Below are 15,539 nucleotides of genomic sequence, written 5' to 3' on the forward strand. Positions count from 1 at the left end.
TATAAAATGAAGATAAGCTAAATTAAAGTATGAAAAGGAAGGCCAAAGTCATGAAAAAATTAATGGGTGTGATGGCAGTTGCAACTCTCTCCACCTTTATGCTGGCAGGTTGTGAAAGTATGTCTGCCAATGAGCAGCGTATCGGTGCTGCCGCCTTAGGTGGTGCAGTCGGTGGTGGTGTAGGTAATAGTGTCGGGGGTGGTCTTGGTTCTGCAGTCGGTGGTGGTGCAGGCGCAGCCGTGGGAAGTAAGTCCCAAGGTGGCTCAAACCGTAATGCGACCTATAGTGGTGTCGGCGGTGCTGTAGGCTCAGCTGTAGGTAAAAGCATATTCGGTGGGAATGCTGGTGCTGCGATTGGTGGTGCAATCGGTGGTGGCGCAGGTGCTGCGATCGAACAGGATAACCGCCGTCGTTAAGTCTGCACTGACTTTAAATCGATTCAGATCTAAAAGCGCCCATGTGGCGCTTTTACCTTATCCAGTTTTTTGAATTTTTCCTTTGCTTTGTTTGCGCCGGATATAAACCGTTTTTTGTACTTCGGCAATTCGAACGCCAGCCTCATCATAGATATTGAGCTGGTAATGGCGATATACCGGTGCATAGTCAGCAGCCAGGTCAATAATAGTACTGACTTCTTCAGCAGAGATGCGCACATCAGCAAAGACGGTGCCGCGACCCGGTGCTAAAAACTGGATACTCGCGCCCTTATCCCAGACGATATATTTCGGCCCTAAATGATGCATCAGTAAGAGCATATAAAATGGATCGACCATTGAATATAAGCTGCCACCAAAATGGACGCCGACAATATTCTGGTTTTTACGGGTCAGTGGCATTTTGACCCGAATGTGATAATGATTAAAATCAATTTTATCAATTTCGATGCCTGCACCACGATAGGGGGCATAGCGGTTCAGAATAAATTTTGAAACCAAGGGCAGTTTTTGAATTTTCTGGAATAGGCTCATGCTGACATTCTTTTTTCTTGTGTAGTTATGCATACTAGAGCAACAAAAATGCGCTGGCATTGATAAATTATTCCGATTTATAAACTATGCGGTCAATAACAACAACAGGATCAAAACATGGAAATGCAATGGGTCGATACCACGGATCAGCAGCGTCTTTGCGTTAAAACTTACGGACAGCCCACACGGCCGGCATTGGTACTGGTTCATGGCTACCCCGATCATCAAGCAGTTTGGGAGCCAGTCATTGCTTATTTGAGTCAGGATTATTTTGTTGTGAGCTATGATGTGCGCGGCGCAGGTGAGTCCAGTATTCCTCAAAAAATTTCGGATTACCGCCTGGCACGCTTAAGTCAGGATCTGGAAGAGGTAGTGAGCAAGGTATTGCCGAATCGTGGTTTTCATCTGGCAGCGCATGACTGGGGTTCAATTCAGTCTTGGGAATCTGTCACAGATTTAAGATTCAAAGGCCGAATTCTGTCTTATAGCACGCTGTCTGGCCCTTGTCTGGATCATGCTGCTTTCTGGATGCGCGAGCAGTTCAATCAAGACAAAGCAAAATTTTTAAAGCAAATGAGCAAGTCCTGGTATATCGCGGTATTTCAGTTACCTTTACTAGCCCCCTTGGCCTGGAATTTTTTTAATCCGCAGCGCTGGGCCAAGATTGTCCGGCAATTAGAAAGACGGGACGATCTGCCGCTGAACCCGAAGATCGTCAAAGATGGCAAGTATGGGGTAAACCTATATCGGGCCAATTTTTTACCGCGTTTGGCCCGACCACGGCAGCGCTTTGCCATCTGTCCGGTACAAGCGATTGTACTGAAATATGACCAGTTTGTCGGGCCTGATCTGGTCGATGAGATGGCAAAATGGGTCGATAATTTATCTAAAGTGGAACTGGACGCCAATCACTGGGCAATTCTGAGCCAGCCAGAACAAGTGGCTCAATTAATTGATCACTTTATTCAGCGTCAATCTGCTGAAGTCGTTTAATCAGCCCCAGCACTGAACATGACTGCTGAAAGGAAAAGTGGCGGAATTTTTATCCGAATTTTCTGATAAAATAGCCGCTTTCTCTCTATTCCGATTCATTATGTTCGCAATTCTTGCTGCTATTGGAGTCATGTTCGGACTCTCATTGGCACGTGTACCTGTGGTTTTTGCCCTGGTCATTGGTGCTGTTACGGGTGGTTTACTGGCAGGTCTTGGCCTTCAGGGAACCTTGGACGCGTTTAACAATGGCTTGGGCGGCGGTGCCAAAATTGCCTTGGCTTACGGTATTTTAGGTGCATTTGCTTTGGCGTTGGCACGTTCAGGTTTGCCGGATTTGTTGGCGTATAAAATGATCAACACCTTAAAAGGTGAGGCTGATTTTAAAGCACAAAACCGGGTGAAATATCTGATCTTTTTTACAGTAGCCATTGCTGCGGTATTTTCCCAGAACGTGATTCCGGTACATATCGCCTTTATTCCAGTCCTGATTCCACCATTATTGACTGTATTTAACCATTTAAAGCTCGACCGTCGTTTGATTGCCTGTTTGCTGACCTTTGGTCTGGTAGGCACCTATATGCTGATTCCGGTCGGTTTTGGTGCCATCTTCCTGAATGACATTCTGGGTCATAACATCAATACTTTTGGTAAGCCATATGGATTTGAAATTAGCTATGACCAGATTCCATCTGCGATGGCAATTCCAGTATTCGGTATGTTTGTGGGCTTATTGGTGGCGATCTTTATTAGCTATCGCAAACCACGTCAATATCAAGATATTCATGTCCAGGAACAGCAAAGTATTTCCGCTGAATTGGGTGTGGCTGAGCAGGTTAAACCGCAGATTGCCAAATTTACCATCTGGATGGCCGGCCTTGCAGTTATTGCCACATTGGCGGTACAGCTTTATTCAGACTCGATGATTCTGGCCGGTCTGGTCGGTGTCGCAATCCTGAGTTGTGCCGGGATCTTTAAATGGAAAGAAGCGGATGATGTGATCATTACCGGTATGCGCATGATGGCGCTAGTTGGCTTTATCATGATTGCGGCACAAGGCTTTGCCGCGGTGATTGAAGCGACTAATCAGGTACCAACCTTGGTTGAAGCATCAGTAAACTGGATTGGTAATAGTCAGGCACTGGCCGCATTTCTGATGCTGTTGATTGGTTTGCTGATCACATTGGGCATTGGTTCGTCTTTCTCGACTATTCCCATTCTGGCGATTATTTATGTTCCGCTGTGTATCCAGTTTGGTTTCAGCCCGGCTGCGACCATTGCCATTATCGGGACTGCGGCGGCTTTAGGCGATGCCGGCTCTCCAGCGTCAGATTCAACTCTAGGCCCAACATCCGGTCTGAATATGGATGGTCAGCATGACCATATGAAGGATAGTGTGGTTCCAACCTTCATTCATTTTAATATCCCGCTGATGATTTTTGGCTGGATCGCGGCGATGGTGCTGTAATTTAATTATACGGACTTGAGTGAATATTAAATTCACTCAAGGGTATTTTAAATGGCTTTATAATATATATTTAAAATACATGTTTTAATGATTTTAAATATAAAAATGAATTAATTTTATCTAAATATGGCTATTTAATTCTGATTGGATTGGTTGGTATTAAAACCAACCAATTTAGTATATTTAAAATAAATAATATATAAAAACAATAACTTAAATAATATTTATAATTTAGTTTTATAATAACTATTGCATATTAAATCCCTCCATGTTTATCATTAAATTAATATTTAAATTCTTAATAAATAATCTTCCAGTGGGGTATTTAAAAATGTTAAAGCAAGTTGCTCTAATTGCATTAATGGGTCTTTCTGCATCAGCGATGGCGGGTCAATGGCAAGTGAAAGTCGGTGCTAGCTCTTTAGCACCATCAGAAGACAAAAATGTTTTGGCAGGCGGTGCATTTGATAATGTCAAAGCATCTCAAGAATATGGCTTTACACCATCTGTAGAATATTTCTTTAATGATAATTTTTCAGCTGAATTATTACTGGCAACACCTTTTAAGCATGATGTTTCTTCAGCAGGGCAGGATATCGCATCTTTTAAGCATTTACCGCCAACTCTTACAGCAAAATACAATTTTAAAAACTCAACCCGCTTTACCCCGTATATTGGTGTGGGTGCTACCGTAGTTGTTCCATGGGATGAAGAAATTGCATTACCAGGTCATAAGCTTGATGCAGATGTCGCTTATGGTGTAGCCGGTCAGGTTGGTTTTAACTTCCAGCCAGCCGATGCTAAAAACTGGGGTGTATTTGCAGATGTTCGCTACGCTCAAGTTGAAACAGATCTTACTTTGACAAAGCCTGATGGTACAAAAGTCGACTTGGGTGAATTAAAGGTAAATCCTTGGGTATATACAGTCGGCTATAGCTATAAATTCTAAGCTTGCATTTTTCTGGATTGATTTTCCAAAAGCCTCATCTTGTATGAGGCTTTTTTTCAAAATAACAACGATTTATAACCTATTGAAATTGAGCAGATTGGCAATGTTCAAATATATTAAAGCGAATAAAGTAAATATTAATTGAATACGACTTAATAATTGAATAATAAGGAAGATCAGCATGAGATTTTTAATGAAGAGTATTGTGATCTTCTGCGGCCTATTGGTCGCACCTGCCTATGCCGCAAGTTTTGATTGTCAGAAAGCTGAAACCGTGACCGAAAAAGCCATTTGTGAACATCGTCTGCTCAATGATGCTGATGTGAAAATGAGTACCAGCTATCATATCTTACGGCGTATGGTTCCGATGGGCACGCGTTCAGTGATTCAGCGCGATCAGGTCAAATGGTTGCAGTTTCGCGACCAGTGTCTGGAGTCGGTCTCTTGCCTGAACCAAGTCTATAATATGCGGCAACAGCAACTGGACTTGCAGTTTCAGCGCATTTATAAGCTTGGGCCTTATTAAGTCTGACAGTCGGTCTGGCAAAGATTAAAACCCTGCCAGATCAAGTGCTCAAAAATATCTTGTGAAAAAATATACAACTGACTATTGAAAATTGAGGAACTCACTCCATTCATATAGGCAACAGTATTGACCTGTATTTAAAATAAAAGGAGTGATTAATGAGAGAGTCTAACGCACAAAAACATAGTTTCCAGGCTGAAGTGGCTCAGTTACTACATCTCGTGACCCATTCGCTTTATTCAAACCCTGAAATTTTTCTGCGCGAACTGATCTCGAATGCCTCGGATGCTTGTGACAAATTGCGTTTTGAAGGGATCAATCATCCCGAATTTTATGAAAATGATCCGGATTTACGTGTTCGTGTCAGCCTTGATGCAGAGAATAAGACCATTACCATTTCAGATAACGGAATTGGTCTAAGCGAACAGGAAGCTATTGATAATTTAGGCACCATTGCCAAATCGGGCACCAAAGACTTTATGTCTAAACTGACCGGTGACCAGAAGGCCGATGCCCAGCTGATTGGCCAGTTTGGGGTCGGTTTCTATTCCGGTTTTATTGTGGCAGACAAGATCACGGTAGAATCACGTCGTGCCGGTGCAGATGCATCTGAAGGCGTACGCTGGATCAGTGGTGGTACTGGTGAATTTGAAGTTGAACAAATTCAAAAAGCAGGTCGTGGTACCGATATTATTCTGCATCTGCGTGACGATGCGCTGGACTATTTGCAAAGCCATAAAGTCAAACAGATCATCAATAAATACTCAGACCACATCAGCCTGCCAATCCAGATGCAAAAAGAAGTCTGGCAGGAAGAAGAAGCAGCTGAAGGGGAAACACCGAAAGGTGGCCAGTATGTCAAGACTGATGAGTGGGAAGCGATTAACTCGGCCAGCGCACTCTGGACACGGAGCAAGTCTGAAATTACTGAAGAACAATATGTCGAGTTCTACAAAAACTTAAGCCATGATTTCACGGTGCCATTGGCCTGGGCGCATAACCGGGTGGAAGGCAGCACTGAATATACCCAGTTATTGTATATTCCAAGCAAAGCCCCACATGACATTTTCACCCGCGAATCCAAAGCTGGTATCAAGCTGTATGTGAAACGCGTCTTTATTATGGATGATGCGGATAATCTGATTCCGAATTACCTGCGTTTTGTACAAGGCGTGGTAGACAGTGCGGATTTACCACTGAACGTCAGCCGTGAGTTGCTGCAAGAAAGCCGCGATGTGAAAACCATTCGTGACGGGAATGCCCGCCGTATCCTGACGATTCTGGATCATCTGGCCAAATCTGAAGATGAAAAAGATCAGGAAAAATTCAAGACTTTCCATCAGGAATTTGCTTCAGTCTTGAAAGAAGGCCTAGGCGAAGATTTTGCCAACCGTGAACGTATTTTGAAACTGCTGCGTTATGCAACCTCGAACAATGATGAAGTCAGCACTTCATTGGCAGACTATAAAGCACGCATGAAAGACGGTCAGAAAGCCATCTATTATGTGACTGCAGACAGCCTGAATGCTGCAAAGAATTCACCGCAGTTAGAACTGTTCAAGAAAAAAGGCATTGAAGTTCTGCTCATGACCGAACGCGTAGATGAATGGGCGATGAACTTTGTGAATGAGTTCGATGGCACGCCGTTGCAAAACGTGTCTAAGGGTGCAGTTGATTTGGGCGATCTTCAGGATGCTGAAGAGAAAAAAGCACTTGAAGAAGCCGCAGCCCAGTTTAAACCGGTGGTCGAGAAGCTGACTGATTCACTCAAAGACAAGACCAAAGAAGTGCGCGTGACTACGCGTCTGGTCGATTCACCGGCCTGTCTGGTGACTGGAGAAGGGGAATTATCTCCACAATTAATTCGTATGCTGAAAGATGCAGGTCAGCCTGTACCGGATATGAAGCCGATTCTGGAAATCAACCCGGAACATCCTTTGGTGAAAAAACTGGATGGCTCAGCGCAGTTTGACGATCTGGCCAATGTGATCTTTGATCAGGCGGTGATTGCAGAAGGCGGATTACCAGAAAATCCTGCTGAGTATGTGAAGCGTATCAATAGCTTGTTGCTTGCTTAATACATGATGCTCTAAGCTAAAAAATCCCTCTACGGAGTAATGCCAGTCAGTTAAGGAATTGACTGGCATTTTCTTTTTCAAATTCATGATTATATCTGATAGATAGAAAAGTCATCCGCAACTGTTTGAGGCATGAGGTGTATTGCACCGTAAGATTTAAAAATGATTGTTTCTGCGACAAATTTACTAATCGATGGTGGCTGACGAGTTTTGCGGTGAGGAGTGTTGCTCCGCAAGATGCCTTCCTTGCGAAGCTTCGCTTCTCATTTGGGCGAAACCAAAGTAACAAATAATTTACAAGAATTTGATTTATGACATTAATACTCCGCCGTGAATGACTAAAAAATTAAAGAGTCTATTTCTAAACTCTTTAACTGGTCAGCATTACCTCTACGGAGGGATTTTTTAGCTTTGCACAGCGCTTGAGTTTAAAACAATGCCTCTAAACGCACCAAAGCACCAACATAATGATCACGATCTTCGCGATGGTCATTCAGATAGTTGAGGTCGGTCTGGACAAAAAACCATTCACGTAAAAAAGGCTGTCTCCAGGACACATACGGTCCCCAGCGATTGAGGCGTAGATCCTTGTCATTTAGATAACCGCCAGTATAAATACCATAGCTAAAACGGTTGTCCTGAAAAAACTGATGTTGCCTAAAGGTATAATTGTCCCAGGTCAGATCGTCATCTTGATCATCTGCATAGGTCAGGCTGAGCTGATTGGAAAAAAATGCCTGATTGGGACGGGCATGGATCAGTTCCAGATTGGTACGCAAATAGTTTTCACTTTGAATCCCGTAGCGATAAATCTGTTCGGCATGAAAAAAGTAGTTATTTTCCAGTGTCCAATCTTTACTGGCTTTGACGCGCAGGTAAATATCATCTCCGGAGCGTAAACCCAGATCCAGATCGGTTTCAAAAGGAATCCGGTCTGACCATTCCGACCAGCGTAAGGCGAATGAGCTGTTATCCTGGCGTGCGCGCTTGGTATCGAGACGCTTATCTCCAGATGTTGCCGGATTTTCATTGGTAATCGCGACATTACTGTCTAATTCATTGTCCAGACTGTCATCACCGAAGACCAGACTCAGCTTTTGTTCTAAGGTGGGAAGTTTGATTCTGCCACGGATACGGGGCTTAATCTCATAGCCCTCATATTCATCCCAGCGATTATCCAAAATGACACGCAGTGTGGCGGCAGCCGGCTGATCCGGATCAGTTTCACCAAACCAGTTATCAATTTTATGCGCAGTACGATCTGCCCATTCTCGGATGCTTTTCTGTTTCTGATCGGCCCATGAATGATTTTCCGTTTCTAGCGTTGGCGGGACGATGGCGGTATTCGACTGCTCTGGAAGAATGGTTGGTGTTGCATCAATCAAACGCGGAATTTGATCCAGCAGTCCTGAACGTACCGGCTCAACATTCTCCGAGCTTTTTTCCTGGTCTGAAGAAGCATCTTTTACTGAATTTGCCCAAGACATGCTACTGCTGATTCCCACGCCAAGAGAGAGCAGGAAGATCTGAGTAATTCGATTTATTTGCATGAGATATTTATTACTCTTGTATTCTTTTATTCAGCTGTAGTTTTCTTAAATATAGCGATAAAAAGCAAGTTAAAGCTACAAAATAACAGCAATTATTCAATGATTTGAGTCTGAATTGCCTGATAAAGCTCCATGACCTGAATGGGTTGCGACATCATTAAAATAATCGTGTGAATTTTTTGCCAGTTTAGCTGTTGATCACGTTGCAGCAAGATAGATGGATAGGCCAGTTCATCCTCTGCGAGAGACAGGCGTTTTTCACCATGAATCACGCGTATTCGCTGATGTTCTTGCAATAAGAGTATCGGTGTAGAGAAATCCGCAAGGGCTTCCTCAAATGAGATAAATTTTTGTTTCTGAATCGAATCTGCCGGAATATAAGGATAATAATCGGGTTGTGTCCAGACTATTTCTGCTTGTTGCAAATAGGCTTTTGACAACAGATGCAATTGCGTGAAACCTGTACTTAATTGAGGCCACGACAGCGATTTAATCGCAGCAGCCTGATACTGATGCTGACTCAACCAATGCTCAATACAATAGTGCGCCTGTAATTGACTTGATGCACCCAAAAGCATCAGATATTTAATAAACTGGCCTTGCCGATTCAGCTGCTCCACCAAATAAACTTGGCGTGCCTGCCAGTGATCTTCTGCGGCATAGTACAGCACAATATCCAGATAGGCTGGATGCCCGACATCAGGTTCCAATTCTAAAGCACAAAGCCGCTGGAGATTGGTATCTTCCGGAGTCAAAGGCTGAACCTGCGCAATCACGTCTCCCAGTTGAATCTCGGTGGGAAAATCGATCACTTCTGGGACAATAATTTTTTCCTGCACAACCGCAGTTTCAGTGGGTAATGGATGATCTAGATACTCAGACGTGGCCTGTATCTGAATGTGTGATTCATCTGAATGATTTAAGCTTAATGGGTTGATTTTTGCTTTTTGTCGGCCACGATGATATCGAGTCGTTGCCGCCGCTTTTAAGCTGGCTTCTGCTTCATTCAGGGATAAGGCCGGTACAGTCAATGGAGGAGCCGCTTGCAGACCGGTTGTCAATTGTTGCTGTGACAGCCAGATAGAACATTGTTGTAACTCATTCCATTCACTGTTTAGTGCAGGATGCTTCGGTGCCGGAATTAGCCAGACCTGCCAGCCACGCTCAGGATGATGTAGAATTGCCCAGCCTATATCTGGCTGGGTATACAGTGCCTTTTCCAGAGCTGGAATTTCAGTGAAATAACCACAAAAACTTAGATGATAGGGGGTACTGGCGGAAAATTGATAGGCAGCAAGTTCAGGCTGGGTCTGGGCTTTAAACGCTAAAATCTGATTTTTAAAAATAGGTTCATCACAAAGATTAAAGATATCACGAATTCTTTTTTTGAAACGGGCCACGTCGTACAGAGGTAGAGCCTGATGCTCCAGTTGCTGGATCAATTCATGTAATTCCTTGACTAAGTGTGCTTTTTTTAAAGCGTTCATTTTATATCTCTAGATATGTTTTAGCGCTTTATCCAAAGTTTGGGCCAGCACCATATTCAGCGCCAACTCGATTAATTTGTATTCAGCAGAATGAGGATCTGTATGGCGTTCTGCCATTTCAAACAGAAAATCAATAGAAATGGACTGAGGTGAAATTTTGCCCTGCACCAATGCCTGAAGTCTGTTCATAACAATGCTTTTGTATTATCAGTATTTTTATATTGCTACAATTATATGCGTAGATCACATGAAATAGTGATTTATTTTAACTGTTTTATATTTATAAACTAGTAAATTTAATGACAAAAAAGCGATCAATATCAATGGAAAATAACAAAATATGAAATGATCGATAATTTTTAAAATACAGATTTTCTTCAGAGAGCAGCTAAATTAAATCGATATAAAAAAACAGGCTGAATCAATCAGCCTGTTTGCATAAAAACTTGTTGGGTATTAAGCAGTTTTTTCAGTTGCCGGCGTTGCAGTTTCTGTATTTACAGTTTCAGCAGGTGCTTTGCTTGCCGGAAAGTCTGGCAGATAAACCACTTGTGCCATTTGCGCTGATGCTTGAACAGAAAAAGCCATAACAGTTGCTGCGAAAGCAAATTTAAGAGCATTCATGGGACGACCTTTAATATCAGGGTGTTCAACAACTTGAACAGAGGGGAGAGTATTTAAACTTGATTCGGGTGAAATCATAGCAAATAAGGCTGAATAGAAAATGATAGATTCGGCAAAAGCAGCACCTAAAAATTAGAAAAATTATTCTACAAAACAATATATTAGTGTATTTGCTCTAGTCTGGATTTCGGCTGTTTACGGGGCTTTTATGGTTGTTAGTCACAATGGAAATTTGAATATCATGAACTGCTAAAATAAGGTCAACAGATTTTCATCTGCTCAGATGAAAGCTTTGTTCAATCCATGTAAGTTTTTGCTGTCGCTTGTTTACGCGCTGCTGCAATCCTGTGGGAATGAACTAAGATGGATTTTCATTCATGTTTACAATGAGAGTTTCATTATGGCAATTGCAAAAGTGGTGGAAGTTAATTCAAGCAGTACGAAAAGCTTTGAAGATGCGATTCAAACCGGTATTCAAAAAGTCACAGAAACCATCAAAAATGTACAAGGTGCCTGGATCAATGAACAGAAGGTGGTCATCAAAGAAAATAAAATCACGGAATATCGTGTAAATTTAAAAATTAGTTTTCTGGTCGACTAAGTCAATGAGTGTAAATGACATGCAAAAAACATCCCCATCTGAAATGGGGATGTTTTTATAAATTTTCTGAGTTCGATTGCCTAGGCGTATTGCAACTCTCTGTTGAGTATTATTCAGCCGGATTTTCTGCTGCAGTCTCCAGCGCTTTCTCAAAAACCTGCAAGAACACGTCTTTAGGCTGCGCGCCTGCCAAGGCCACACGTTGATCAAAAACAAAGAAAGGTACACCAGTCACTTTGAGCTGATCCTGTGCCACTTCCTGATCAAATTTGACAAAATCGGAAAATTCATCAGAGTCCAGTAAGTCATCGACCTCGACCGGATTCAGGCCAATACGTGCTGCGACATCTTCCAGTGTTTCACGCTCTCCAATGGCCAAGCCTTGCGTCATATAGCTATAGAAGAAAGCTTCCTGTGCATCAGTACCCAAACCTTTGCTTTGCGCCAGATGAATAATACGATGCGCATTGAAAGTATTGCCTGAGTTGGCACCTTCCCAGTTAAATTCAATGCCTTCAGCTTTGGCCATCTCGGCAATATTACGCTGCATTTCTTCGACTTCAGCTACGCTACGACCATATTTTTGTGCCAGACGCTCAGAATTGGACACTTCCTGGCGCACTGGTGCTTCAGGGTCGAGCTGGTAACTGTGCCAATGCACTTCAAGTTCAATGCCTGCTTCTTGTGCAGCTGCTTCTAAACGTTTTTTACCAATATAGCAGAAGGGGCAAACCACATCTGACCAGATATCTACGCGCATGTCATGTCTCTAATTTACTCTTGTGTTTAAGTATGAGGGTGAAGAATCAGAATTTAAAGTCCTTGAGCATCAGAAGGGGATTTCTACAGCATATTGGCAGCATGAAGATTGGACGAGAATATGAATGATAGCCTGATGATTTTGTCCAGAGAGTCTGCTTATGGCTATTCAAGAAAGATAAAAATCCCATAAAAAAACGCCCCGTAGGGCGTTTTTCGAATGCAGTCAATTATGCAGTTTTTACTGCAGCTTCAACAGCCAGCATGTGACCATTTTCTTCGAAGTTTGAATGCCAAGACAGCGCTTCACGAAGCAGATGAGGCGTATGGCCGCCTTTTGCAGAAGCACGGTCAAAGTAATCATTCAGGGCATCACGATACATGGGGTGTGCACAGTGATCAATCACTGCACGGGCACGCTCACGTGGCGCTAAACCACGAAGATCTGCCAAACCTTGTTCAGTTACCAGAATATCTACATCGTGTTCCGCATGGTCGATATGTGAAGCAAAAGGCACTACAGAAGAGATGTCGCCACCTTTCGCAATAGATTTGGTCACGAAGATCGCCAGGTGCGCATTACGTGCGAAGTCACCTGAACCACCAATACCGTTCATCATTTTGGTACCGCAGACGTGAGTCGAGTTCACATTACCGTAAATATCAAACTCAAGTGCCGTGTTGATACCAATAATACCTAAACGACGTACCAGTTCAGGATGGTTCGAAATTTCCTGTGGACGTAATACCAGTTTGTCTTTGTATTGTTCCAGGTTGTTAAATACTTTCTCGCCATATTTAGCAGACAGGGTAATCGAAGAACCTGAAGCAAACTTCATTTTGCCTGCATCAATCAATTCAAAGGTACAGTCTTGTAGTACTTCTGAGTACATGATCAAGTCTTCGAAGTTTGAATCTTTCAGACCCGTCAATACGGCGTTTGCAATTGAACCGATCCCTGCTTGAAGAGGTCCGAGGTTTTTCGGTAGACGGTCTTCAGCTACTTCTTTTTCAAAGAAAGCGATCAAATGGTTGGCAATGCTTTGAGTCTCATCATCTGGTGCGGTTACAGTAGATGGAGAGTCGTGCAATTCGCTGTTAAATACGATACCAACAATTTTAGATGGATCGATATTGATCGCATGCGTACCAATACGCTCATCCACTTGAGTCAAAGGAATCGCTTGACGCGTTGGACGGTATGACGGGATATAGATATCGTGTAAGCCTTCAAATGCCGGGCTTAAGTTGGTATTGATTTCTACAATTACTTTTTCAGCAAAGATTGCAAAGCTTGCAGAGTTACCTACAGATGTGGTTGGAATGATGCCACCATCTTCAGTGATTGCAACCGCTTCAATGATCGCAACATCTGGTTTTTTCAGCTGTTGGTTACGCATTTGTTCAACAGTTTCAGACAAATGCTGGTCAATGAACATCACTTCGCCGTTGTTGATCGCTTTACGTAAAGTGTTGTCGACCTGGAACGGTAAACGACGTGCCAGTACGCCAGCTTCAGTCAGTTGTTTGTCTAGATCGTTTCCTAGTGATGCACCAGTAATTAACGTGATCTTTAATGGATTTGCTTTTGCTTGTTGAACTAAAGCTAAAGGAACCGCCTTCGCTTCACCCGCGCGAGTAAAGCCACTCATACCCACAGTCATGCCATCTTTGATGAATTCAGCCGCTTGTTCTGGGCTAATGACTTTGTTGTGTAGGGAGGCTAAACGGATACGATCTAAAGACATTTTAACTCTCATTAATTCTTAAACTATGAGACGGATTGTACCGCTCAAAAAATGTATTGTGCATAGGTGTTAGGCTAAGGTCTAATTTTTTAGCTAAATGTAGGTATAATAAAAAATGATGATTTTTAAGTGATTGAATTAATGAAATATAAAATGAATTGTATAGAAAAACTACAAAATCATTTGCTCACTGACTGATCGTTTCTTAAAAGCGATCAGTCAGTGTTTGGCGGATTTTATCAAGTGTGGTGGCTGGGGGAGGCGTCTCTGGGTTAAGCTGATTCAAGGGGAGTGAGATGATGGCTTCAAGTCCGCCTTCAGGGCGATTATGAATGCGTAATTGACCTTGGTGAATATCGACAATCCGTTTCACAATTGCCAGTCCCAAGCCACTGCCTTGGACGGTTCGTGCTGAATTTCCCCGTACAAAAGGCTGCATCAGCGCTTCAATCTGGTCTTCCGGAATGCCTTCGCCATGATCTGTAACACAAATTAACAGCTGGTTTTCCTCGACATGTGCAGAGATTTCAATCGGTTCTGAACCATAGCGTTTCGAGTTATTGATCAGGTTGCCAATCAGTCTTTTTAGCGACATGCTGCGCGCCTGAATCATCGGTATTTCTTGCGGACTGAAACGGATGTCGAGCGGTTTAAACTGCTTGACCAGTTCCTGAAGCAATACATTGACATTGGTGTCCTGTGGTTCTTCATCGGAACCATCGCGCATATAGGAAATGAACTGATCCAGAATCGCGTCCATATCTTCCACATCATAAATCAGACCTTCTTTGAGAAAGTCTTCATCGGGCATCATTTCGGCACTGAGACGAATCCGCGTTAAAGGCGTGCGCAAGTCATGTGAAATACCGGCAAGCATAATGCGGCGTTCCCGCTCGGTCTGGTCCAAGGTATAAATCATCTGGTTAAAGGCATGATTGACCTGACGGATTTCCAGTGGGCCATGATTGGTGTCCAGATAAGGTGCTGAACCAATGCGGCTATAACTGTTGGCGGCATTCTGCAAGCGGCGTAAAGGACGGTTGAGCTGACGCACCAAGGTCAGGATAATAATGCCGACAATAATCGGCGTGCCCAGTAACCAGCCCAGAATCAGCTCATTACTATAATTGGCATAGGTTTTTAAAGGCTCTTGCACCCAGTGACCATTCATTTCAGGGGTCTGGATCCAGATGCGCGGGCTTGGTTTAAACTGGAAATAGACCGTGGCCTCTTCAATACGTAGTTCTTTGGCCAGCTTGGTTTCGATCTGCCGGGTAAAAAATTCTGCAATCACTTTTTCCCGGACAGTGGGATACTCTGCCGGATTGGTCACATATTCAATACCAACGCGGTTTTTTAACCAGGTATCAATATCGACTTCCTGCTGTTTATGATACAGGCGCAGATCGGGATTATTGAGAATTTCCAGTTCCATGGCCAGATAGCGCGCATGTTGCTGGATTTCAGGTAAAAATAAGGTACGCCAGAAGAACCACAAAGACATGAACAGGCTGAAACAGACCACAAAGACCACCAGAACTGTGGTACGCATGGCGGCAGAACGCGGTTTGATCTTGTCCAGAAAGCGTTCCCCACGGGTGCGTTTTTTTTCTGAGTAGGTAACAAAATCGGTAAATTTTTGTGGGTCGATGGGGTCGAGTTTCACACTGCGTCCTTTTGCTCAAAAGGGGAGGCTTCCCCCGTAGTTGGATACACGTTAAGGTCATCCGCAACTGTTTGAGGCAAGACTTAAGATGATCAATGATGTTTCTGCGAGAGAATTGCTTGAAT

Annotated in this window: 15 protein-coding genes; 7 read left to right on the forward strand and 8 right to left on the reverse strand. The window is 43.2% G+C overall.

Annotation, left to right across the window (positions count from 1 at the left end; all coding sequences use genetic code 11):
- Positions 1-50 precede the first annotated feature (50 nt).
- Positions 51-416 (forward strand): hypothetical protein, encoded by a 366-nt coding sequence (locus FTU40_RS02150; RefSeq protein WP_005095281.1) that lies wholly within the window; start codon positions 51-53, stop codon positions 414-416.
- Positions 417-473: 57 nt separating this feature from the next.
- On the opposite strand, the gene FTU40_RS02155 is transcribed toward FTU40_RS02150, so the two are convergent.
- A complete protein-coding gene (locus FTU40_RS02155; RefSeq protein ID WP_205668332.1) occupies positions 474-968 on the reverse strand; it encodes a DUF4442 domain-containing protein in 495 nt (164 codons plus the stop codon).
- 117 nt (positions 969-1,085) lie between these two features.
- Here FTU40_RS02155 and FTU40_RS02160 point away from each other — a divergent pair, with 117 nt between their 5' ends.
- The 5 genes from FTU40_RS02160 (at position 1,086) to htpG (ending at position 6,979) form a co-directional block, all read left to right on the forward strand.
- The gene (locus FTU40_RS02160) at positions 1,086-1,961 is read left to right on the forward strand and encodes an alpha/beta fold hydrolase (protein WP_100329327.1); all 876 of its coding nucleotides are present in this window, start codon (positions 1,086-1,088) and stop codon (positions 1,959-1,961) included.
- A gap of 100 nt (positions 1,962-2,061) precedes the next feature.
- Positions 2,062-3,426, forward strand: a complete 1,365-nt coding sequence (locus FTU40_RS02165) for a Na+/H+ antiporter family protein (protein ID WP_005173021.1) — start codon at positions 2,062-2,064, stop codon at positions 3,424-3,426.
- A gap of 331 nt (positions 3,427-3,757) precedes the next feature.
- Entirely contained in the window at positions 3,758-4,375 is a 618-nt protein-coding gene (locus FTU40_RS02170; protein WP_180039737.1) for an OmpW family protein, read from the forward strand.
- 181 nt (positions 4,376-4,556) lie between these two features.
- Complete coding sequence (locus tag FTU40_RS02175) at positions 4,557-4,901, forward strand: lysozyme inhibitor LprI family protein (RefSeq protein WP_005095291.1); 345 nt, start codon at positions 4,557-4,559, stop codon at positions 4,899-4,901.
- Between the two features lie 158 nt (positions 4,902-5,059).
- Positions 5,060-6,979, forward strand: coding sequence for a molecular chaperone HtpG (gene htpG / locus FTU40_RS02180; RefSeq protein ID WP_180039601.1), 1,920 nt, complete (start codon positions 5,060-5,062; stop codon positions 6,977-6,979).
- A 428-nt stretch (positions 6,980-7,407) separates the two neighbouring features.
- Here htpG and FTU40_RS02185 read toward each other — a convergent pair whose 3' ends face one another.
- The 4 genes from FTU40_RS02185 to FTU40_RS02200 form a co-directional block, all read right to left on the reverse strand.
- On the reverse strand, positions 7,408-8,529 hold the full coding sequence (locus FTU40_RS02185) for a hypothetical protein (protein WP_180039603.1): 1,122 nt from the start codon (positions 8,527-8,529) through the stop codon (positions 7,408-7,410).
- A gap of 92 nt (positions 8,530-8,621) precedes the next feature.
- Positions 8,622-10,016, reverse strand: a complete 1,395-nt coding sequence (locus FTU40_RS02190; protein ID WP_180039605.1) for a hypothetical protein — start codon at positions 10,014-10,016, stop codon at positions 8,622-8,624.
- 9 nt (positions 10,017-10,025) lie between these two features.
- Positions 10,026-10,205: a hypothetical protein gene (locus FTU40_RS02195; protein WP_180039607.1), complete on the reverse strand. Its 180-nt coding sequence runs from the start codon at positions 10,203-10,205 to the stop codon at positions 10,026-10,028.
- A 267-nt stretch (positions 10,206-10,472) separates the two neighbouring features.
- Entirely contained in the window at positions 10,473-10,640 is a 168-nt protein-coding gene (locus tag FTU40_RS02200) for a hypothetical protein (RefSeq protein ID WP_171063334.1), read from the reverse strand.
- 400 nt (positions 10,641-11,040) lie between these two features.
- Here FTU40_RS02200 and FTU40_RS02205 point away from each other — a divergent pair, with 400 nt between their 5' ends.
- Complete coding sequence (locus tag FTU40_RS02205) at positions 11,041-11,241, forward strand: dodecin family protein (protein ID WP_005095303.1); 201 nt, start codon at positions 11,041-11,043, stop codon at positions 11,239-11,241.
- A 109-nt stretch (positions 11,242-11,350) separates the two neighbouring features.
- Here the strand turns inward: FTU40_RS02205 and FTU40_RS02210 are convergent, their stop codons facing one another.
- The 3 genes from FTU40_RS02210 to FTU40_RS02220 all read right to left on the reverse strand — a co-directional run bounded on the left by FTU40_RS02210 (position 11,351) and on the right by FTU40_RS02220 (position 15,414).
- Positions 11,351-12,001, reverse strand: a complete 651-nt coding sequence (locus FTU40_RS02210; protein WP_005095305.1) for a DsbA family oxidoreductase — start codon at positions 11,999-12,001, stop codon at positions 11,351-11,353.
- Positions 12,002-12,230: 229 nt separating this feature from the next.
- Positions 12,231-13,748: an acetyl-CoA hydrolase/transferase family protein gene (locus tag FTU40_RS02215; protein ID WP_180039609.1), complete on the reverse strand. Its 1,518-nt coding sequence runs from the start codon at positions 13,746-13,748 to the stop codon at positions 12,231-12,233.
- Between the two features lie 205 nt (positions 13,749-13,953).
- A complete protein-coding gene (locus FTU40_RS02220; RefSeq protein WP_180039611.1) occupies positions 13,954-15,414 on the reverse strand; it encodes an ATP-binding protein in 1,461 nt (486 codons plus the stop codon).
- Between the last annotated feature and the right edge of the window lie 125 nt (positions 15,415-15,539).

It is taken from the genome of Acinetobacter sp. YH12100 (genome assembly GCF_013419135.1).
In the GTDB taxonomy this organism is placed as follows: domain Bacteria; phylum Pseudomonadota; class Gammaproteobacteria; order Pseudomonadales; family Moraxellaceae; genus Acinetobacter; species Acinetobacter pseudolwoffii.

Coding starts and splice junctions, on each gene's coding strand:
- FTU40_RS02185 (WP_180039603.1), bottom strand. CDS start 8,529: ATGCAAATAAATCGAATTACTCAGATCTTCCTGCTCTCTCTTGGCGTG.
- FTU40_RS02150 (WP_005095281.1), top strand. CDS start 51: ATGAAAAAATTAATGGGTGTGATGGCAGTTGCAACTCTCTCCACCTTT.
- FTU40_RS02205 (WP_005095303.1), top strand. CDS start 11,041: ATGGCAATTGCAAAAGTGGTGGAAGTTAATTCAAGCAGTACGAAAAGC.
- FTU40_RS02165 (WP_005173021.1), top strand. CDS start 2,062: ATGTTCGCAATTCTTGCTGCTATTGGAGTCATGTTCGGACTCTCATTG.
- FTU40_RS02190 (WP_180039605.1), bottom strand. CDS start 10,016: ATGAACGCTTTAAAAAAAGCACACTTAGTCAAGGAATTACATGAATTG.
- htpG (WP_180039601.1), top strand. CDS start 5,060: ATGAGAGAGTCTAACGCACAAAAACATAGTTTCCAGGCTGAAGTGGCT.
- FTU40_RS02200 (WP_171063334.1), bottom strand. CDS start 10,640: ATGAATGCTCTTAAATTTGCTTTCGCAGCAACTGTTATGGCTTTTTCT.
- FTU40_RS02170 (WP_180039737.1), top strand. CDS start 3,758: ATGTTAAAGCAAGTTGCTCTAATTGCATTAATGGGTCTTTCTGCATCA.
- FTU40_RS02160 (WP_100329327.1), top strand. CDS start 1,086: ATGGAAATGCAATGGGTCGATACCACGGATCAGCAGCGTCTTTGCGTT.
- FTU40_RS02215 (WP_180039609.1), bottom strand. CDS start 13,748: ATGTCTTTAGATCGTATCCGTTTAGCCTCCCTACACAACAAAGTCATT.
- FTU40_RS02210 (WP_005095305.1), bottom strand. CDS start 12,001: ATGCGCGTAGATATCTGGTCAGATGTGGTTTGCCCCTTCTGCTATATT.
- FTU40_RS02175 (WP_005095291.1), top strand. CDS start 4,557: ATGAGATTTTTAATGAAGAGTATTGTGATCTTCTGCGGCCTATTGGTC.
- FTU40_RS02155 (WP_205668332.1), bottom strand. CDS start 968: ATGAGCCTATTCCAGAAAATTCAAAAACTGCCCTTGGTTTCAAAATTT.
- FTU40_RS02195 (WP_180039607.1), bottom strand. CDS start 10,205: ATGAACAGACTTCAGGCATTGGTGCAGGGCAAAATTTCACCTCAGTCC.